This window comes from Nostoc sp. (assembly GCF_036917815.1).
Taxonomy (GTDB): Bacteria; Cyanobacteriota; Cyanobacteriia; order Cyanobacteriales; family Nostocaceae; genus Nostoc.
Window position 1 is genome coordinate 1 of record NZ_JBALEK010000037.1, and the last position, 21,248, is coordinate 21,248.

Below are 21,248 nucleotides of genomic sequence, written 5' to 3' on the forward strand. Positions count from 1 at the left end.
CGAGAGTTCAGCCCTTTGGTGACAGTAATCTGCTGTCGGACTGGATTAGTTATTTACGGACTGATTACCGTGATTCACTAATCAACGAATCGCACTCTTCAGAGAATGGCTGGTCTTGAGAAAACTGAATTGGGACAGGCTCTTTACCAACAAGAGAAAAATTAAAGTGTAAATCAGGTGTTGTTGCTCTACGGAGAATATCTCTGATTTCATAATCCTCCATTGCAACCGACTCAAAATTAAAACGTTTGTAATACCTCTTGTCGGCAGCTTGATGAGGTGCTCTCGTTGTAGCTTGAGGAATGGAAACTACATACAATACATGACCTGGGTTAGTAGTAATCAGTTCTATTTGTTTAATGATAAGTTCGTTGATACGAGGATGAATGTTTGAATTTATAGTCTGTTCTAATCTCTCTTTTGATAAGGCATTAGGATCAAATCCTGTATCAATTTCACTAGGGATCTGCCCATTTTCTTTTATACCGTAGATAATTCTGCCTCCAGCAGAGTTAGCAAAAGCTGAGACATCTTTGCTAAGTTCTATTTTCTTTTTATCAGTAAGTGGAAAGATTGCAGGAGATTCCTTATAATCAAGTTCAAGGCTTTCCTGAACTCTATCCTTAATCATAGAGAGAATAGTTTCTTCAGACCATTCTTTGAGTGGTGTCGTCATCGTTATCTTAAAAGCTCATAATTGAATGGAGAGCATTGCTTATCATTTATATTGACAAGCAATGTCATATTCTAACCTCACTTATCCTCTCGCACAGGCAACGGCATATCCAAAATCTCCATCAGCAAATCCAGACGGGAGGGGCGCGTTAGCAGTGGAACGATGTTCGGCAAACTGTAGTAGTCACCCGCGAAAGTGAACGTATCTACAGGTGCTTGCTGCTGCTTCAATTGACTCTCCACCCAGTTGTAATGAGTACCCACGCGGACAATCACCACATTAGGCATTATCGCCAACTCCCGGCAGTAGTTCTTGTAGACTTCACCGAAATAAGGAGCAGCATTTTCGCCCTCATCCGTCACTATAATAATCTGGTCAACTACCTGCTTCTTCTTCCGCATTGCTTCCAATGCACAGCCGATGCTAGTACCACCCCCTGCATTGATGTGCTGGAAGGCACGTTCCCAGTCGGTCAACTCCTTGCCTTTTGCCGTAACAGCGTAAGGAATAGTGTCAAAGGCGTAGACAAACAGTTCTGCCTTAGTGATACCAGAGATTAGGGCAGCGAGTTGCTTACCGATCGCGATCGCATTTTCCATTGAACCAGACTTATCCACCAATAAAGCAGTTGGACGAGCGATCGCACCGCGCCGTTTCACCTGTTCGTTTGTCACCTTTTCCAGTTGGGCAACGGTGTCTGCGTCAAAATCTCCCGCATCTGCCGCAATCTGTGCTTTGAATGCTGAGACACGCGTACTCTTAGACGCTGCTTCTAGTTTGGAATCAATCAGCTTCTTGACTTGTGGGTGATCCATTGCACCTCTAGTCTGGAGAGACTTGAGGTTGTTGATCGCTTCTTGAGGAGTCATGCTGTTGATTAACGCCACCAATACAACTGGTGTAAGTTGCTTGATTGCACCAATTGCGATCGTATAGGGAATGTTGAACTCCACAATCAGCCGTGCCTGTTCTACGGCACTTTCCGCCTTAGCAAGCTGCTTCAGCACATTTGCTAAGGAACCCTCTGGAGGAGTATCGCGGAATAGAATCGCATTTGCCCGCTCATTTGGCTTGATGTGCAGCGAAGCATATAAGTGCTTCATTGCTTTACGACCTCTGAGCGCAGCGCGATCGAACAGAGCGGGATTGCTCTCCCGTGTCTTCAAGTAACGCCGTACCGCAGTCCGAGCGGAACGAGGCAGTTTATTCTGCTGCTCCTTCATAAAGTCCACCACACGAGCCACTTGATAGGGAGGAAACTCTTGCAGCATCATAAATCCAGCATCTCGGTGTTCAGTTAAATTGCTGGTTAACAAATGAGCAACAAACACTTCCTTGTGATCGCGGACATCACCATGACGGTGATACCAAACTGCCAGGTGTCCGTAGAAGATTGGATCGAGTTCAACAATCAACTGATGAATTTCTGCGACTTGCTCAAGCTTGCGGTGAGGAGTTGTCAGCAAACTATTAAGCATTTCCAAACGCAGATCACGTTCTGCGGTGTTCATTATGAACCTCCTCTAGTTGTGATGGATGAGGAGGCAGATGTTGCACGCGGGGCGATCGAGTCACCGCGCAAGTTGTAGAAGCATTTTGTATAACTTATGCAGAGTTATGTAAGCCAGGACTTACGCAACTGGCATATTATTTTCAGTTCGTAGTGTTCGCGCAGCGTCTCGCAGAGAGGACTTTAATCCTCAAAATAAGGGCTAGAGCCGCTTACTAAAAACTACAAATCCGATTTTTTTGTGACACTTCCGTAAGTCCTATAAGCTTCTACGATCGGGGCGCGGCAACAGCTGCCAATTGAGAAATTTGATGTGATGAAATAAGATCACTTCGTGCAAGTCGAAAAAGCTGTTGATTCACACACGGGATTTGAACCCGTAGTTGCTTGATCTCAAGTCAAGCGCCTTACCATTCGGCTAGTATGTAAGCTTTTTCAGTTAGGGCACGAAGTGAAAATTTTAAGTTTTAGAAAGTTGATTTAAAATAAATCGAATTTCTTTCTTGTTACACTGCTGTTTACTAACAGCGTAAATCATTCGACCTCTATATATTGCCGCAGAACGATGAATTATACCTTTGACAACATCCGTCACATAATGAGTTGGTGGCGGTGGAAAATCTTCAAAGGTAATTAAATACCAAATCTCGTTTAGCTTCTGGTATTGATGATAATTATCAATGATGACAATATCAGTTTGTTCCTGCTTTGGCTTCTGCTTTTGAGGTACTTTCTCGGCTGCACAAAGAATTCCAGTTTCAGGATGAATATAGAAGCGATCGCGATGGTTTGTATCTAGCTGACTTCGATACCCTCGATAAGGCTTGGTATAAAAACCACCATCAATTATTTCTACATGCCGTTCAACATAGCCCCAAACATGATCGATAACATGCCGTCCTGCCATTGTGCTGGGATCTAATCGTTGACACAGTTGGCTGTAAACGTCATTCCAAGGCTGTCCAACTTTTGAGTGCAAAAACCGACGCAGAGGGCCAAGATGATCTGAAAGATACTTAGATTTATTTATTGGTTTAATCAGGTAGGGATTCAACAATCCATCCTGAATTGCATCCTCGGTGATTTTGTATAATTGCTTCTTAAAGCCAGTCACCTTTTTGAGGCTAATTCTTCTCCCACCGCGAGGACGCTCAATCACAATCTCGCTCAAACGATGTTCGCTCATATCTCACATTGTTTAAATGCAGTTGTACTAATTGAGTTGTTATTAAACATGAGTTAGCTAACATCATTGAACTCACCTCTGTATTGAGTAGCATATTATAGATAAATCCGATTTACAGCAGAAATCATGTATTTGAACCACATCTGTCGTAGGGGTACAGCACTGCTGTGCCTCTACCGCGTGGTCTATTTACCTGAAAATAGCTGTAAATAATTGAAATTCCGCACAAGTTAGCAAAGCAGTTTTCACAATTGCCTATACCAATTTGGCTACGCTCCCATCAAAGGGAGCGGCAGGAATCGAACCTGCATTCCGTTGCCGGATGGTGTGTGTAGGCTTTACAAGTTAGGGCGCGGAATTTAAGTCTTAAATCATTCCGTGCAAGTTCAAGAAGCTTTTTACAGCTACGGTCGCTCTTACCAAATATTGGCAGTGGGCACGCACGCTAAATCTGCGAGAGACTTAGAAATCATGCTTCGCTGATTCGATCGCTCGAACTTTACTACCTTAGGACCGTTATCAATGTGTATGTATGCTTCTTCTGTTAGGGCACGGATGACTCGGAAACTTAACCATAAACAGCTTCAGGGCGAACGATCAAATCACCACTAGGACGGCGATCGATTACGTAAGCAGAAAGGCGATCGCTATTCACATCTAAATGCCGAGCAACGCGCTCCTTCACTGCCACATCATTCATCCCTGCTGCGATTCCCAATTGGGTTTTTGGTACATCAACAGAACGTCCTTCAAATCGAATATGAACCATTGCAATCACCTCTTGTTATAATTACAAATTACGAATTCGTATTAGTGGATCTGATCGGAATTGAACCGATACCCTCCCTGTGAGAGTTACACTCACACCTCGTGCGAGTTGAAAAAGCTGTGGTAACACCGCAGGAATTGAACCTGCACTTATCGTTTTAGAGACGATCGCTCTACCATTGAGCAAGTATGTAAGCTTTTTCTGTTAGGGCACAAGTGACATCCGGGATCTCTACCGTTAGAGCTACAGACCCAAGGAAAGCATAATTGCGATGCTCTTATCTTGCTCCTAGAAGTGTCTACACAACTTCAACCGCAGTCAAGAAAGAGTGGAGCCGTCGGGAATTGAACCCGAATCCTGCAACCGTCCGTTTGTTGGCTTCGGAGCAGTCGAACACCAATCGCAGCCCCAAACAGTGGCATCTATGCAACTGTCTAGCTTCTGAGAGGTTTTAGTTTTGCCTTTGAGGAGGCTTTTGTTTTTATACTACAAATGTAGTACTAACTCTACAATATGTCAAGGGGATACTACAAATTTCGTATTCTAATGCGTGTTAAGTAAGTGGGCACAATAAAACCAAACTGTGTGAAGAAAAGTAAACAAGGCTCAAACTCTTTTTCCCCCAGCTAAGTGCCCCCAGCTAAGTGCCTTATCCCAACGATAATTATTTACGCCGACCTACTTATGTCATGTTCGCTTAATTACTTAAATCAGCCTCATCTCAATTCTGTATGAAGATGCGCTAAACCATATTTAAGTATAAGATAAAAATTTTAAGTCTAAGTATTGTTTATTGTTAGCGCTATTCTACGAAAACTGCTGTTCGCTGATAGCGCTAACATTTAAATTTGGTGTCTTTTCAAAATTACATTGTCAAAGATTGAGGATTTGTCTCAATCATTTTCGCTAAATCTTGCAAGAACGCCGCAGCATGGGCACCGTAAATAATTCGATGGTCAGAAGTAATATTAACTTGCATTTGTTGCCGCACGGCAAATAAACCATCGGGTGTTGCTACAACTTGCGGACGCGATGCCCCGATCGCTAAAATCGAACCTTGTCCAGGCGGTAAAATCGCATCAAATTTGTCTACGCCAAACATCCCCAAATTCGACAGGGTAAAAGTACCACTGTTATATTCTTGGGGCTGTAGTTGTTTTGCCCTCGCCCGTTCTACCAAAGACTTCCAAGTACGCGATAGAGAATAAATATCTACTGCATCTGCATTTTGTAGTACAGGTGTAATCAATCCGCCATCATCCATCGCCACAGCTACAGAAATGTTGATATCAGAATGATAAACAATACCCTGGTCTGAGTAGCTGGCATTTAAAAGTGGGTGTTTTTGCAACGTTACCGCTACAGCTTTCGCCAGTAGCGCTGTCATTGTCACGCCTTTGGATTTAATTTGTTTATAAAGTTTGTCTAATCCATCGGTGGTAATTGTATAACCGACACGGAAGACGGGCACGGATATGGTGGCTACCATGTTCCGCACTACAGCATTTTGAAAGGTAGTTAGAGGCACGATTTGACCAGGAACAGCCGTTACTACTGGCGTGGGTGCTGGTGTCCGAGGTGCTGGCGGTGCAACTGGGGCGCTGGTTGCTACGGGTGCTGCTGGGGCAACTGGGGCAGGGGCAGGTTGTTTGCCCTTATTAGACAACGCTTCTACATCTTCGGCGACAATGCGACCGTGGGGGCCACTACCTTGGAGTGTAGTTAAATCAACTTTGAGTTCTTTGGCTAACTTGCGGGCACGGGGTGAAGCTACAAGCCTTCCTTCTTTGTGGTTAGACCCGTTTTGAGATGCTAAGGCAGGTGTAGCGGCTGAGGCGGTGGCGGCGATTGGTTCAGGGGAAGAGGTAGTAGTAGCAGCCGCACCGGAGGAATTGGCGAGAGATTTCGCCTGTTCAATTTCAGCTTCCGTTTCGGCGATGAAGGCGATCGCAGATCCTACCGGGGCAGTTTCACCAGCTTCAACTATGATATGGGCAAGAAAGCCTTCATAAAAGGTTTCTACATCCATATCTGCCTTATCTGACTCTACAACCACCACTGTTTCGCCTTTTTCCACTTTGTCACCTGGCGATTTCACCCAGGAAACGATTTTGCCTTCGGTCATGGTAGAACTCAGAGCCGGCATAAATACTTCGTGAATGCTCATAGGGTGGTTTGGAAATCAATGGTTTATGGACTTTAACAGCTTTTGTCAGATCGAATTGTATCTTGGTGGGAGGGTTTTAGACTGTTTATATTTTAGGTTGGGTATTGGGCATCCCTTCTCTACGAGACGCTGCGCGAACGCTCCAATTAAAAATTATTATTATTCTTAATTTTTAATTAAAAAAAGGTCAGGGGTATCAATACACCAATATTTATATTTGATGTGGGTCGAAGAATATCTGACGAGAATCGCTTGATTATGGCGGAAGGGACTCATATCATGTCCGCTTGATTGCTTATTAAACCCGAAGAACCCCACCCCGCCAAAGCTATGCTTTGTCTCCCCTCCCCGCTTGCGGGGAGGGGTTGGGGGTGGGGTGTAATGACTGTGGTTAGCATAACTAATTATGCGGACATGATATCATGGGGTGATTTTGGTGAAGGATGAGTGTGAGATTGCACCTTGGCAAGTCGCGGTTAGCAGCATCACTAAAGACCCAGCTTTGAGATCAACGTCTGCGAGTTTTGTATCTTGCGTCACAACACAAGTTACTCACTGTTGACTCAATTTTGAGGGGTTAGAGGTAACTATGTCTGCGTTTTGCCAGGATGATTGCCTGAATCCTACTTGATGACAAAGTTAGACGGGTCTTGATCTCGTCGATGCTTAGTGGGAATGGGGGCTGGCTGCCCATCACCCGCAAGGGCTGCGGTTTGCTCTAGGGATTCCCTCAATCGCTTGGCTGCGTAGATGGACATATCTCGGGGTACATTAATGCGATCGCGCAAATATCGGAGACCGACATCAGATCCCGATGGAGGTATACAGTCTTCACCTGTCATCATCTGTGTTAAAGCACAACGTAGCGCTTGATCAAACAATTTATCATCTAAGGGGTTGACTCGGATGATATTAATGCGGTGTTCGATGGTTCGTTCAAGAGCTTCCATGCGGGAGTTTTCGGGTTCTGGATAAGTAACATCTGGTAGCCCAAACCAGGGACCATTATCCACCCGCGCTTTATTGAGAAGCATCTGGGTTTCGCCGTTTTCCCAACAGCCCCCCATCTGGGGCGGTAAATCATGTACGTGGGTGTGAAAGTCGCTCTGGGTACCGCAGTAGGTCAGTCGGCTTTCCATTGCCGCAAACCAGAAGCTCAAGCGAGGGTTTTCTTCTCGCAGTGAGTAGCCCTTGTAGTAGTAAAGGCTCGCATTCATCCGTTCGAGATATGGCGTAAAAATGACATCGACGATGCCGAAGCTATCTAGAAAGTAAGGGCTTGGGGTGCTACCCAGAGCCGACTCAACCTTAGCCACCACGGCCATAAATTGTTCTCGGTTGCGTTGTTCTTGTTGAGAGGAACCGACTCTAGAGCAGAGCCAAGCGCACCAGGCTCCAAATAAAAGTCGTTCTAATTGACGTAGAGGAATCACCGTGCGGTCTTCCATCCCTTGGCTCAATGGAGCAAAAACCTTTTCCAAAGCGATTAAAATGTCATCGCTTTCCTTAATAATCCGTCCATCTAGCTCGATCGCGGGGAGCATTCCTGATGGTACTTTGCGTTTGTACCAACTTTCTTTCTCCCCATAGCAGAACATTGTCACTTTTTCGATGCGGTAGGGGATCTGTTTTTCCTCTAGCCATAACCAAACTTTTTGACAGTAAGGACACCAGGCGTGGTTATCACGGTACAGCGTTACCCGCACATCAGATTCTGGCTGACCAAACAAGCGCAACCTGGCTCTAGCGTTGGTGAGACCATTAACGGTATCTATTTGGTAGTCCGTGAGAGTTTCTAGTTCTTGCCAGCTTAAGGGTGCGGTAGTCATAGGGTGAATTCCGTAGGGCAATACTTAGGACAATTCTGTACTCTACAATATTTTCAATTACAACAAGGCTTAATTTAACCGATAGGTTCCCCCACTTGGAAAAGATATTGGACAAATAGCAGCCTGAAAGGACGGTTACTATTACACTCACTAGGAATATTAAAAGGGTTTGGCGCAGCCTCACAAATAAATGGTATAAGAACTATTTATTTGCTAGACACTTGAGTTAGCTGCCCAGGCAAAAAAAAGCAATATATGCTAGGATTGTATCAAATTATAGCAATTATTCAAGAGCAATTTAGAATAATTTTGCGCTTTATTGAGTAAAAAAGCTAAAATCTACGATTTTTGGAGATTTTTAGGTTATGACAACCTCACAGGAGAGGATTATCCCGATAGACTTGCGAACGGAAATGTCGCAGTCTTATCTGGAATACGCCATGAGCGTGATAGTGGGTCGGGCGTTGCCAGATGCCAGGGATGGTCTAAAACCTGTGCATCGTCGCATTCTCTACGCAATGCACGAGCTAGGTCTACTTCACGATCGCCCTTTTAAGAAATGCGCCCGTGTGGTGGGGGAAGTATTAGGTAAATATCACCCCCACGGTGACACGGCAGTATATGATGCCCTGGTGCGGATGGCACAGGATTTTTCCATGCGATCGCCCCTAGTTAACGGGCATGGTAACTTTGGATCGGTAGACAACGATCCGCCAGCCGCCATGCGGTACACAGAATGCCGCTTGCAAGCCTTAACTAGTGCTGGTCTACTCCACGACATCGAATTAGAAACTGTAGACTTTGCTGATAACTTCGACGGTTCCCAGCAAGAACCGACAGTTTTACCAGCACGGATTCCCCAGTTGCTCCTCAATGGTTCCTCTGGAATTGCCGTGGGCATGGCCACCAACATTCCCCCCCACAACTTGGGCGAATTGATTGATGCTTTGGTGGCAGTGATCCACAATCCAGAAATCACCGACATTGAGTTAATGCAGTATGTCCACGGCCCAGACTTTCCCACTGGGGCGCAGATTTTGGGCACATCTGCCATTCGAGAAGCTTACACCACCGGGCGTGGTTCCATCACCATGCGTGGTGTCGCTAACATTGAAACCGTTGAACAGCGAGGACGGCCAGATAGAGAAGCAATTATCATCACCGAATTGCCCTATCAAACCAACAAAGCGGCGCTGATTGAAAAAATCGCCGAAATGGTCAACGAGAAGCGTCTAGAGGGCATCGCAGATATCCGGGATGAAAGCGATCGCGACGGGATGCGAATTGTCATCGAACTCAAGCGTGATGCTTATCCCCGCGTCGTTCTAAACAACCTCTACAAACAAACGCCACTGCAAGCCAACTTTGGCGCAAATATGCTGGCGTTGGTGAATAGCGAACCCCAAGTACTCACTCTCAAGCAGTTCTTAAGCGTCTTTTTGGATTTCCGCATCGAATCCATTGCCAGACGCACCCGCTACGAACTGCGGAAAGCTGAGGAACGCGATCATCTCCTGCAAGGATTATTAATTGCCCTGGCTCAGTTAGATCCAATTATCGTCTTGATTCGCCATGCTCCCGATGCACCCACAGCTAAAGGCGAATTAATCACAACTTACGGACTTTCAGAAGTCCAAGCAGATGCCATTTTGCAAATGCAATTGCGGCGCTTGACTGCCTTAGAAGCAGACAAAATTCGTCTAGAACACGATGAATTACAAGCGAAGATTACCGACTTGCAAGATATTTTGGCACGCCGGGAGAGAGTGCTAGAAATCATTGAAACCGAAGTCGGGCAACTAAAAACTAGCTTTGCCACACCCCGCCGCACGGTGATTTTACCAGGGGAAGGGGAATTAGATGACCGTGACCTAATTGCCAATGAAAAAGCGATCATTTTGGTGACAGAGCAAGGTTACATCAAACGGATGCCAGTCAACACCTTTGAAGCCCAAAGCCGTGCTACCAGAGGCAAAGCCGCAGCGAAGGTAAAAGATGATGATACTGTTGAGCATTTCTTAACTTGCTGCGATCACGACAGTATTTTATTCTTTAGCCAGCGTGGTGTCGTTTACTGCCTGAGAGCGTATCAAATTCCAGTGAGTTCGCGTACCAGTCGGGGGACACCAATTGTCCAAATGCTACCGATTCCCAAAGAGGAAAAAATCACCTCCATTGTACCCGTTGACGAGTTTAGCAACGAAGAATATTTGGTCATGCTCACCAAAGGTGGCAATATCAAGAAAACCGAATTGGCAGCCTTTAGCCATATTCGCGCCAATGGCTTGATTGCCATTTCCTTAGAAGAAGGCGACCAACTGCGGTGGGTGCGACGTGCCAGAGTAGAGGATAGTGTAATCATTGGTTCTCGTAACGGCATGGCGATTAACTTCCGGTGCAACCACGAACAATTGCGTCCTTTAAGTAGGGCGACTCGTGGGGTGAAAGCCATGAAACTCAAAAATAAAGATGAACTGGTGGGTATGGATATTCTGCCCGCAGCAATTCTAGAAACTTTGGATATAGTTACAGAAGCCGAAATTGAAGATATCGAAGTTATCGAAACAGAAGATATCGAAGTTATCGAAATTAATGAAGAGGCGGCAGAAGTACCTGCCAACGCCAGTATTGGCCCTTGGGTGTTGGTAATTACAATGGGAGGATATGGTAAGCGCGTACCAGTTGCCCAGTTCCGACTGCAAAATCGTGCTGGTCAAGGTTTAATGGCGACCAAGTTCAAAAACCGCAAACACAAAGATAAATTGGCAACCCTACGCATTGTCAACAACGATGACGATGAAATCATGATGGTGACAAATCGCGGTATTATCATCCGTCAAGCGGTAAATGCGATTTCTATCCAATCGCGATCGGCGACTGGGGTAAGAGTGCAACGTTTAGATGAAGACGACGCTATTACCGGAGTGGCAATAGTTCCACCTGATGCTGTCGATGCAGAAGAAGCAGAATAAAAAGCAGGGGGAGAGGTTAACTTCCTCACTCCCTTACTTGATTGCCTTAACTAGCGGCATTTCTATGGGGCTGACTGTTGCCCCTGTAGGCGCATGGTTCTTGGCTTGGATTGCCCTAGTACCCTTATGGGTACTAGTTGTCACTTCAGCCAAACGCAAAAACCAATCCCCCCCTGCTCCTTCATCTTCCCCTGCTCCCCCTGCTCTCCTCTGGGGTATCGGTTATCACGGTGTCGCCCTATCGTGGATTACGGGAATTCACCCGATGACTTGGTTGGGCGTTCCGTGGTGGCCGAGTTTGGCAATCACCCTTTTTTGTTGGGGATTTATCAGCCTCTTGGGAGGGATATTCGTTGCTATTTGGGCGGCTGTGATGGTTCGCTTGGGTGGACAAAAACCGTGGCTACGTATACTGATTGGTACAGCCGTGTGGTGCGGATTAGAAAGTCTATGGAGTGCTGGTCCTTTATGGTGGAGTTCCCTGGCTTACACACAAAGTCCGCATAATCTCGTAATTTTACATCTAGGTCAACTCTCTGGGCCTAATACTGTGACAGCAGCGATCGTTGCTGTTAATGGCTTAATTGCTGAAGGATGGACGAACCGCCAAGACGCCAAGGACGCCAAGATTTTCTCTGCGTCCTCTGCGCCTTGGCGGTTCGTTAATAAATACTGGGTTATCGCCACAGGACTATTAATTACCTTACACCTTATAGGTTTTATCTTATATAGCCGCCCCATCGCTCAACCCCCAGAAGCCGCCTTGAAAGTGGGGATTATTCAGGGTAATATCCCGAACCGACTTTTACGAAGTTCCGAAGGGTTTCGTCGCGCCCAAGAAAATTACACCAGTGGGTATATAACTTTAGCAAATCAAGGTGTAGATGCAGTCCTCACCCCAGAGGGAGCCTTACCTATTTTCCAGCGTAACTTGATGGCAACTGCCTTAGTCGCAGCAGTGAAAGAAAAAGGCGTAGTTGCTTGGATTGGGGCTTTTGGCGAACGGGGAGACAGTTATACAATTAGTTTGTTTACTTTTAATAGTAAAGGTGAAATTGTCAGCCGCTACGATAAAGCCAAACTAGTACCTCTGGGGGAATATATTCCCTTTGAAGGCATTTTAGGCGGAATCGTTCAACGTTTGTCGCCTTTGGATGCACACCAAGTTGCTGGTTCAGCAAATCAGGTATTTGACACTCCTTTTGGTCGGGCGATCGCTAGTATATGTTATGAATCTGCTTTTCCTGAACAATTTCGCCGACAAGCTGCTATGGGTGGGCAATTTATCCTCAGTTCTTCTAACGATGCCCATTACACTGCATCCATGCCATTCCAGCACCATGCACAGGATATCATGCGGGCAATTGAAACTGATCGATGGTCAGCACGAGCAACCAATACCGGATATTCCGCCTTTGTAGATCCTCACGGCAAAACCTTGTGGATGTCTGGATATAATACCTACGAAACTCATGCTGAAACAATTTATCGGCGACAGACACAGACTTTATATGTGCGTTGGGGTGATTGGTTAACACCGTTATTGTTGATCTCCTCTGGAGGAGCTTGGCTGGTAATTCAAGGTAGGGGTGTGATTTTGTCCAGACTTTAATACCTAATTTTACCCTTGCCAGTGACTCAAAAGTTGAGCAAAGTGGAAGCGATCGCTGTGGCAATGAAAGCTAAATTCTGGACATCCATAGCGACTCATTTAAACCACTTTTGAGGCTTTCCCCAAATGAATAAATTACTTATCGGCATTGGAATGTTTTTGGGATCTACTATTGGCAGCTATATCCCGATATTATGGGGTGGAAGTTTGTTCTCGATTACCTCGATCCTCTGGAGCGTTATCGGGGGACTTGTGGGTATTTGGATTGGGTATCGCATCTCAAAATATTTAGGGTTTATTTGAGTCGCCTTGGTTGGAGGTAGAAACCTGGTAACAGGTTAGTTTCGATACATTTTGTGGGATAGCGAGAAGTCTGATCTGAGGCTTGCTTAAATCAAAATTCTGGAGCATCTCGCCCTTGCTAAATAAGGCTTTCTCAGCTATTTCACCAAAGAAAATGTAGTGTATTAAATGAATAAAAGCTATACTTTGTCGATGTGAAAAAAATTACATTTTACTAGATAATAACTATTTATATACACATATCTAAAAAATTTACCATTATCCATAAGGGTGAAATTGCAATAGAGAATTTCATACCAAATTAAGTTTAAAAAAAGTGTGTGAGCGATAACTCGCGGATTTTAAAGTGTTTTAATAAAGTTATTACCCAAAGTTTAAAGAAGCAAAAACATGAAAGGTTTCAGGAAGCTATCGTCAATAGCAATGTTGCTGTTTGCCTTTGTGTCTCCGCCCTCATTAGCTGAAGCGAAGGATATTTCTCTAAGCAATACTCTGAATGAACAGAGCGTTGCGCCAGATGCCAACCTGGTTGGAAATCAAACCGGAGAGCTTTTGATTGCTCAAGGGCGGTTAGAACGACGGCAGATTATTCGACGACGGGAGCCGTTAAGACAACGCCAGATTATTCGACGGCGGGAGCAGTTAAGACAACGCCAGATGATTCGACGACGGGAACCGTTAAGACAACGCCAGATTATTCGACGACGGGAGCAGTTAAGACAACGCCAGATTATCCGACGAGGATATTGAGGACTGGTGATACAAATAACTAATGGTTAGTGGTGGTTGTATTACAATACAGTTCAGAATCAGCAACAAAACACTTGTAGAGACGGCGATTTATCGCGTCTCGAAAACCAAAAATTGTTGCCAGTAGCCCTTAACCCAAGCGTATTGAGTTATATTACACTTATTTTCAGGTAAGTAGATCGCGCGCTAGGGGCACACCAATGAGCAATGCTATGCCCCGACGATAAATGTGGTTCAAATACATGAAAACGGCTGTAACCACTAACCATTAACTATCGTTATAGCAATCCGATTTGATTTCTGAATCACTCGTAGAGGTAAGGGACTGGGGACACTTCGACAAGCTCAGTGCATCGCTGGGGACTGGTAAGAAGGAATAAAGGTGTACTGAGTTTTGTTCAAAAATCAAATATGAGTCCTATATGTTCTAAGGCAATATAGCAGTTCCCAGTTGAGTGAGGTACAAGAATCCCACCCCCAACCCCCTCCCCGCTCTTCGAGAGGGGGCTATTATGTACCTCAGTAAAGTAAGAAACGCTATAGCAAAAAATAAATTATCCATAACATGAAGGTGCGTTAGGCTAAAGCCTAACGCACTCTACAGCTTGGATATTTTTTAATTGGAAGTCCCTAATGGCTTGCCACTACCTCTCCTTCCAGGCGAACAAGCCGGTCTGCTAAAAGTTTTTCAAGGTCTTCTAATGCCTTGGTAAAACCTTTGATACCCTCGTCTAGTTTGTCAGTTGCCATCCGGTCAGCAGCGTGCATTTTGTCATAAGTAGCTTTGTCAATGGATATCTTGGCAATTTCCAAGTTTGCTACCTTGGCTGGGTCAAGTTTACGTGGTAGTTCTGCAACAGTTGATTGCAATTCAGCCAAAAGTGATGGTGAAATCGTCAACAAATCACTACCGGCAAGTTCAGTAATTTCCCCAATGTTACGGAAGCTAGCTCCCATAACTTCGGTTTTATAGCCGAATTTCTTGTAGTAGTTGTAGATTTTGGTGACTGATAAAACTCCTGGATCTTCGGCTGCTGGGTAGCTATCGCGTCCACTATCTTTTTTGTACCAGTCGAGAATGCGACCGACGAAGGGAGAGATTAGGGTGACACCTGCTTCGGCACAGGCGATCGCTTGGTGAAGACCAAACAACAAGGTAAGGTTACAGTGAATACCTTCTTTTTCGAGAATTTCCGCAGCGCGAATGCCTTCCCAGGTGGTGGCAATTTTAATTAACACGCGATCGCGACCAATGCCGGCAGCTTTATACTGGGCAATTAAGTCCCGTGCCTTAGTCAGGGTAGCTTCGGTATCGTAGGACAAGCGAGCATCTACTTCTGTAGACACACGACCAGGAATAATTTGCAAAATCTTTAATCCAAAGGCAACTGCCAAACGGTCAAAAGCTAGAGAAACTATTTGTCCTTGGGTAGCTCCAGCTCCAGCATCTTTCTTTGCTTGGAGTAAAGTTTGATCGACAATTCCCTGGTATTCTGGCATCTGCGCCGCAGCAGTAATCAGAGAAGGATTGGTGGTGGCATCTTGGGGTTTGAACTTTTCAATTGCCTGAATATCCCCTGTATCTGAGACCACAACGGTCACTTCTCGCAATTGTTCCAGTAAATTCTTAGACATAAAATACTCCGTGATGAATGTTACAGGATTTACTTGTTCCCCAGTTCTCTACACTCTTTACTGTCCCTTCAATTCTGATTCTGGCAATTTTTCTTAATCATTGCCCAAGTTTGCTTACTATCCAGAGCCACAGCCTTATTCTAAGTGCCTTATGCCGAAATTGGCTGTCCAATGGAATGCACTTTGATTAAACTAGTTGTTCCTGATTTACCAATTGGAACACCAGAGGTAATTACCACCTTATCGCCCTTATTGGCTAGACCCATCTCTACAACTGTGTTCACCACATTGGTAAACATCTCTTCGGCATTGTGGACTGGTGGAATGAGCAAAGCTTCCACACCCCAAGAAAGCGCTAGTTGGCGATAAGTGGTGATATCAGAGGTGAGGGCAATAATGGGAGAAGTTGGCCGGTATTTAGACACCATTCTCGCCGTATTCCCTGAAGAAGTGTTACAGAGAATTGCCCGTGAGCCTGTTTCATAAGCGATACGACACACCGATTCTGCCACAGATTCGGTAACGGTGAGACTACCCGCTTCATGACACCAGGAATGTCTGCTACCTTCATCTAGAGCCTGTTCTGTCCGCACGGCGATATTGTGCATCATCTGGACGGCGGCGACGGGATATTGTCCCACAGCTGTTTCACCAGAAAGCATGACTGCATCCGTACCATCTAAGATGGAGTTGGCAACATCGGTTGCTTCAGCGCGGGTAGGATCGGGGGCGCTAATCATCGACTCTAGCATTTGGGTGGCTGTAATCACCGGCTTGCCAGCCAGATTGCAACGGCGAGTTATATCTTTTTGAATTAGAGGTACTTCGTGAATTGGGACTTCCACCCCTAAATCGCCACGGGCGATCATAATCGCGTCGGCAACTTTCAGAATGGAGTCAAAGTTTTCTACTGCCTCTGCTCTTTCGATTTTGGCAATTAAGCGGATGGAAGCGCCAGCAGCTTCAATCATCCGTCTGGCGGGTTCTAAGTCTTGTGGCGATCGCACGAAGGACACCGCTACCCAGTCTACACCTAACTGAATCCCAAAGCGGAGATCCAGCAAGTCTTTTTCGGTGATGGAACTGACAGGTAAAGGAGTTTGGGGCAGGTTTACGCCTTTGTGCGTGGAAATTAGCCCGCCAATCTTCACTTGTGCCCGAATGCGATCGGCATCACGATTGGTAACAACCAACTTGACGCGACCATCATTAATCAAAATCGGTTCGCCTGGTCGCATCATGGCGAATAAAGTCGGCAATGGTAGAGGTATTTCCTCAATACTCTCACCCTTTTCTTGCAAAACAAAAGTGACTTCACTACCAGCTTCCAGATTTAACCCTTCCGGTGGTAAAGTTCCCAAGCGAATCTTCGGACCACACAGGTCTTGCATAATTGCGATCGGCTTTTGCTTCTCAGTACTAATCTGCCTGAGATAGTGAGCCGTTTGCGCGTGGAATTCATAAGCTCCGTGGGAAAAATTCAGCCGCGCCACGTTCATTCCAGCTTCTACTAAGGCTTGTAGCTTTTCAGGGGCAGATGTAGCAGGACCAACAGTACAAATGATTTTCGTTCGACGCATAGGGATTAGGGGTTGAGGAGTAACCTGCAAATTTGGATGCTTGGAGCGATCGCCCAAAGCATCCAAATTCACACGTGCTTCATATCACTCGTTTGCTAAAAAAAGATACTAGATGAAGTTTTATTTTCAGGGTATTTACCACCTGACCCAAATCCCAAAAGTCCCTAGTACGACACGGCGTAAATAAAGCAACCATTTTAAATAGCCAGAAAGCCTACAAAATAAGCATTCTTTCTTTTTACTTTTGCCTTTTTACTTTTGCCTTCTTGTACTAGTAGTCTGTCAATAAATAATTGATGGATAGATTCCTTGTAGAGACGGCGATTTATCGCGTCTCTCTAACCGTCAAAATTAATGGGACAGACTACTAGTAGTCTGTCAAGCTAGTTTTGAGGGGTTCGTAGTTGCGCTTTAGCGCTAAAGCGCAACTACGAACTAAATTAATACCCCTTAATTTAAACTTGACGGACTACTAGTCAAAAGCTAATGACTAATGACTAATGACTAATCAAACCACAGCTGCTGTCGATGCAAGTTTTTCCTTCTGTGACATAGACAACATCAGGTCAATCACGCGATTTGAGTAGCCCCACTCGTTGTCATACCAGGCAATTACCTTGAAGAAGTTAGAATTCAACTCAATACCAGCACCTGCGTCGAAGATACTAGAATGGGTATCGCCTTGAAAATCTGTGGAAACGACTTCTTCATCGGTGTAGCCCAAGATACCTGCTAGAGAACCTGCCGCCGCCTCCTTCATGGCAGCACAGATTTCCTTATAACTGGTGGCTTTGGCAGTCTTGAAAGTTAAATCAACTACAGAGACATCGGGAGTCGGAACTCGTAATGCCATCCCAGTCAGCCTACCCTTCAACTCTGGTAAAACTAGGGCTACGGCTTTAGCTGCGCCTGTGGAGGAGGGAATAATATTTTGAGATGCACCTCGACCACCGCGCCAGTCCTTCTTACTAGGTCCGTCTACGGTTGGCTGGGTGGCAGTCATAGCATGGACGGTGGTCATCAGTCCTTCCGTCAACCCAAAGTTGTCATTGATCACCTTAGCGATGGGAGCTAGACAGTTTGTGGTGCAGCTAGCATTGGAGACAATGATATCCTTGCCGGGGTCAAACAGGTGATGATTTACGCCCATTAATAGGGTAGGAACTGTATCAGGGTCTTTGGTGGGAGCGGAAATTATCACTCGCTTTGCACCTGCCTTTAAGTGGTTTGCAGCCCCTTCATACCCAGTGAAGAGTCCCGTAGATTCCACCACATAATCTGCACCTAATTGTCCCCAAGGCAATTCGGCTGGATTCCTCACCGATACACAAGGAATGAAGTGCCCGTCAATGAGGATGCCATCTTCTTTGGCTTCAACCTTGAACTTTAATCTCCCGTGGGTTGAGTCGTACTTTAATAGGTAAGCGAGGTTATCTGGTGGTACTAGGTCGTTAATGCCCACAAACTCAATATTGGGATTATCGATGCCAGCACGAAGCACAAGCCGCCCGATTCGACCGAAGCCATTGATACCAACTTTTAATTTAGTCAAGATTAAACCTCCCGTTGTGGAAAGTTGAACAAAAGGAGCAAGTTAAAAGTCAAAATAGATTGCCTTTTACTCTTTACACTCTGATCCTGACAGTCTCAGTCAGCTAAGGCATATTTACTTGGCATCTTTTAAGGATTGGGGATTTAACTTCAACTGGTTGTGTCCAGGATTCCCCAATTTGTCTAGGAAACGCGATCGCATTCAGCTTAAGCTTGTTGGGGTCACGAGCGATCGCTCTTTTGGTAAAAGTTTGTCATCTAATTACTTTATGCTTCTGCACTCTCTGCTACTCAAAGGCGATCGCACTGGTCACAATTGCGGGAAACTAAAAGCAGATCTATTAGGAAAGGAGAACCTAATGAGCTGGACTAAAGTTCTTGCAGTCGAAGCACTTTCCCCTGGTGCGCGAGAAGTGGTAAAAGTTGGCAACCGAAAAATTCTGCTTTTGAATCACGAAAATCAGCTTTATGCTGTAGATAACACCTGTCCTCACTTAAAATTACCTCTGAAAAGTGGGAAAATCAAAGATGGGGCAATTGTTTGTTCTTTCCATCACAGTGCTTTTGACCTGCGGACTGGCGAGGTAAAAGACTGGTGTTCTTGGCCACCTGGTGTAGGTAAGGTACTCTCGTTGGTTTCACAACCAAAAACATTGCCAGTGTTTCCGACTCGTGTAGAAGAAGGTAGCATCTGGGTTGATGTGCAAGAGGAATAACAACCTCTCCCTGAACTTAGGGACTGACAAATAAAAAAACATCCCAAATTTTTTGTGGGATGGGTGTCCCACCCCTCCCAGATTTAGAGCGCTCATGTTGCCCACCCCACAAAATGGATAATTTATTTCTTGGAAATCCCTTACCGAAACAGTGCTGAGTAAAAAAAGCAATACAAACCCCAGCCGATGAGTTTAGCTGGGGTTTTTCTCAAAATTGACCTATTTCAGAGATATAGGAACTGTTGATTGACACTCTCAGACACTTTAGTGTCTGAGATTCTCAAGAATCAGAATCTCCATAGATTTTGATTCGTAACGGCTATGCCAAATAGCCTCTAGACAGTCCGGTAAAACCATTCCGCTTACTTTTATATTCAGGGCTTATCAGAGTGCGATGCACCAAACCAACCATTTCGGTAAGTCGTCATTTAACTGAGCGTCCTGAAATAACTATAGCAGAAGATTCACAGCGACCTATTGTCGCTCGTGCCGTTTCCCTCTCACCACTAAAGTGACTGAGTTTCCCACATCCCGCGAGATTATATGAGAATAGGACTTACGCACAAGTTACGGAATAGCGAACCGCAGAGGCGCAGAGGACACGGAGAAATCAGAGTTTGAGAGATATTTTGCGTAAGTCCTGTGAGAAAATAGAACATCTTCTCAAGTAGTTTTAACGCTTTGCTGTGATGAAATGTTGGGTTGTGTATTACTGGCTGCTTCTATAGGAGCTGTAGCATTTTGAGACTCGCCTAAATTGACTTTGAATACCTTGTTCTGCTCTTGCTCCAGTTTGGGTAAAGTCAAAATTAAAATCCCATCTTTCAGGTCTGCCTTAACTTGTTGATTCTGAACTTTGGTTGGTAGAGGAATTACTCTAGTAAACTTGCCATACCGGAATTCAGAATGAACTTTAGCGTTAGATTGGGAATGTTTTTGGTAACGATGCTCACCAACAATGGAAACTGTATCTTGAGTGACCTGAACATCCAGGTCTTTAGCCTCAACGCCTGGAATCTCAACTCTTAATAGCAACTCTGACCCATTATCAGATAATTCAACAGCAGGAACCCATGCTGTTCTCGGTGATGTAGAAGTCTCAGAATTGCCGCGCTCGGCTACTGTCAGATCAGAAAAGAGTTGATCCATTTGACGACGTAGAATCTCCATTTCACGGAATGGTTCCCAACGAATGAGTGGCATATTTCAATCTCTCCTTAACTTTCTAATTCACTTTTGGGTAATCAAACAAAGTTTTAGAGGTATTTAGAGGTTTCAGATATTTAAGCAATTATTGAACCTCCAGTTTTTTAGAGAGGAGCTTTATTTGCTTTGCTTCTCTCTAGTAAGTAGTTTAATAAAAGAAAAACCTAAAAACAGTTGGGTAAACCGTACAGACATCGGTTGGATTTACCGTATCAAACTAACTGAATTTTCACGATATCTGGAAAACCTGTCTTCTATTTCTCTCACCTACAAGGAGAAGTCACTCTTGTTGCATGTGGCATCAGAGACGAATGAGTTAAGATACAACTCTCGCCCTGACTGGTTCCCAGCTTCTAGTCTGGGAACCCATTCTTGGAGGGCTGCCGCCTCCAGTACCTTGACGAGAGGCAGCAGCCCTCTTTGAATACATTCCCTCCAAGGGCAGGAGTCCTGGTTCCCAAAACCCAAATCTTTCTCTTGCGACATATACCTAAAAGCTAATGGTTTTCGCTTATGGCATTGATGGTCAAGACAGTAGCTATCTTACCATTCAAAATCCCCACCTTATGAGTACATTGAAGGTGGAGACTTCCGCGACACGTTAAGAACCGTGTTTTGATCACAGACAGAGCTATAGAACTAGTATTTAATTTTTGAAATACACCTAGGGTAGCCGGTGCGTTGCGGAGGTTCCTTCCGTTGTCGCAACTGGCGTTGTGTTAGCGTCGAAAGTAGGGTACCACAAGCTCTGATCAAATCAGCATGGTTGGTGTATGGGCGATGTCA

Annotated in this window: 14 protein-coding genes and 1 tRNA gene; 4 read left to right on the forward strand and 11 right to left on the reverse strand. The window is 45.1% G+C overall.

What is annotated here, in order from left to right:
- Positions 1–64: 64 nt before the first annotated feature.
- The 7 genes from V7K97_RS10300 to V7K97_RS10330 form a co-directional block, all read right to left on the reverse strand.
- Positions 65–676, reverse strand: coding sequence for an AlbA family DNA-binding domain-containing protein (locus V7K97_RS10300; protein WP_334800812.1), 612 nt, complete (start codon positions 674–676; stop codon positions 65–67).
- 77 nt (positions 677–753) lie between these two features.
- Positions 754–2,187 (reverse strand): vWA domain-containing protein, encoded by a 1,434-nt coding sequence (locus tag V7K97_RS10305; protein ID WP_334800813.1) that lies wholly within the window; start codon positions 2,185–2,187, stop codon positions 754–756.
- Positions 2,188–2,545: 358 nt separating this feature from the next.
- Positions 2,546–2,614: transfer RNA gene (locus V7K97_RS10310), tRNA-Ser, on the reverse strand.
- A gap of 32 nt (positions 2,615–2,646) precedes the next feature.
- Positions 2,647–3,372, reverse strand: a complete 726-nt coding sequence (locus V7K97_RS10315; RefSeq protein WP_334800814.1) for a hypothetical protein — start codon at positions 3,370–3,372, stop codon at positions 2,647–2,649.
- Positions 3,373–3,940: 568 nt separating this feature from the next.
- Positions 3,941–4,141 (reverse strand): hypothetical protein, encoded by a 201-nt coding sequence (locus tag V7K97_RS10320; RefSeq protein WP_012407952.1) that lies wholly within the window; start codon positions 4,139–4,141, stop codon positions 3,941–3,943.
- Between the two features lie 865 nt (positions 4,142–5,006).
- A complete protein-coding gene (locus V7K97_RS10325; RefSeq protein WP_334800815.1) occupies positions 5,007–6,308 on the reverse strand; it encodes a dihydrolipoamide acetyltransferase family protein in 1,302 nt (433 codons plus the stop codon).
- 623 nt (positions 6,309–6,931) lie between these two features.
- Complete coding sequence (locus tag V7K97_RS10330) at positions 6,932–8,137, reverse strand: glutathione S-transferase family protein (protein ID WP_334800817.1); 1,206 nt, start codon at positions 8,135–8,137, stop codon at positions 6,932–6,934.
- A 365-nt stretch (positions 8,138–8,502) separates the two neighbouring features.
- Between V7K97_RS10330 and gyrA the strand changes: the two genes are divergently transcribed.
- The 3 genes from gyrA (at position 8,503) to V7K97_RS10345 (ending at position 13,774) form a co-directional block, all read left to right on the forward strand.
- Positions 8,503–11,109 (forward strand): DNA topoisomerase (ATP-hydrolyzing) subunit A, encoded by a 2,607-nt coding sequence (gene gyrA, locus V7K97_RS10335; RefSeq protein WP_334800818.1) that lies wholly within the window; start codon positions 8,503–8,505, stop codon positions 11,107–11,109.
- Positions 11,090–12,721 carry an apolipoprotein N-acyltransferase gene (lnt, locus tag V7K97_RS10340; protein ID WP_334800819.1) on the forward strand — a complete coding sequence of 544 codons (1,632 nt, stop codon included), beginning with the start codon at positions 11,090–11,092 and terminating at the stop codon, positions 12,719–12,721. Before gyrA ends, lnt begins: the two co-directional genes overlap by 20 nt.
- Before the next feature lie 693 nt (positions 12,722–13,414).
- Positions 13,415–13,774: a hypothetical protein gene (locus tag V7K97_RS10345; RefSeq protein ID WP_334800821.1), complete on the forward strand. Its 360-nt coding sequence runs from the start codon at positions 13,415–13,417 to the stop codon at positions 13,772–13,774.
- A 630-nt stretch (positions 13,775–14,404) separates the two neighbouring features.
- On the opposite strand, the gene V7K97_RS10350 is transcribed toward V7K97_RS10345, so the two are convergent.
- The 3 genes from V7K97_RS10350 to gap form a co-directional block, all read right to left on the reverse strand.
- Positions 14,405–15,409, reverse strand: coding sequence for a transaldolase (locus V7K97_RS10350; protein WP_334800822.1), 1,005 nt, complete (start codon positions 15,407–15,409; stop codon positions 14,405–14,407).
- Positions 15,410–15,558: 149 nt separating this feature from the next.
- Entirely contained in the window at positions 15,559–16,989 is a 1,431-nt protein-coding gene (gene pyk / locus V7K97_RS10355; protein ID WP_334800886.1) for a pyruvate kinase, read from the reverse strand.
- Between the two features lie 508 nt (positions 16,990–17,497).
- Complete coding sequence (gene gap / locus V7K97_RS10360) at positions 17,498–18,541, reverse strand: type I glyceraldehyde-3-phosphate dehydrogenase (protein WP_334800823.1); 1,044 nt, start codon at positions 18,539–18,541, stop codon at positions 17,498–17,500.
- A 358-nt stretch (positions 18,542–18,899) separates the two neighbouring features.
- On the opposite strand from gap, the gene V7K97_RS10365 reads away from it, so the two are divergent.
- Positions 18,900–19,256 carry a Rieske (2Fe-2S) protein gene (locus V7K97_RS10365; RefSeq protein ID WP_334800824.1) on the forward strand — a complete coding sequence of 119 codons (357 nt, stop codon included), beginning with the start codon at positions 18,900–18,902 and terminating at the stop codon, positions 19,254–19,256.
- Positions 19,257–19,919: 663 nt separating this feature from the next.
- On the opposite strand, the gene V7K97_RS10370 is transcribed toward V7K97_RS10365, so the two are convergent.
- On the reverse strand, positions 19,920–20,459 hold the full coding sequence (locus tag V7K97_RS10370; RefSeq protein ID WP_334800825.1) for an Hsp20/alpha crystallin family protein: 540 nt from the start codon (positions 20,457–20,459) through the stop codon (positions 19,920–19,922).
- Positions 20,460–21,248: the final 789 nt, after the last annotated feature.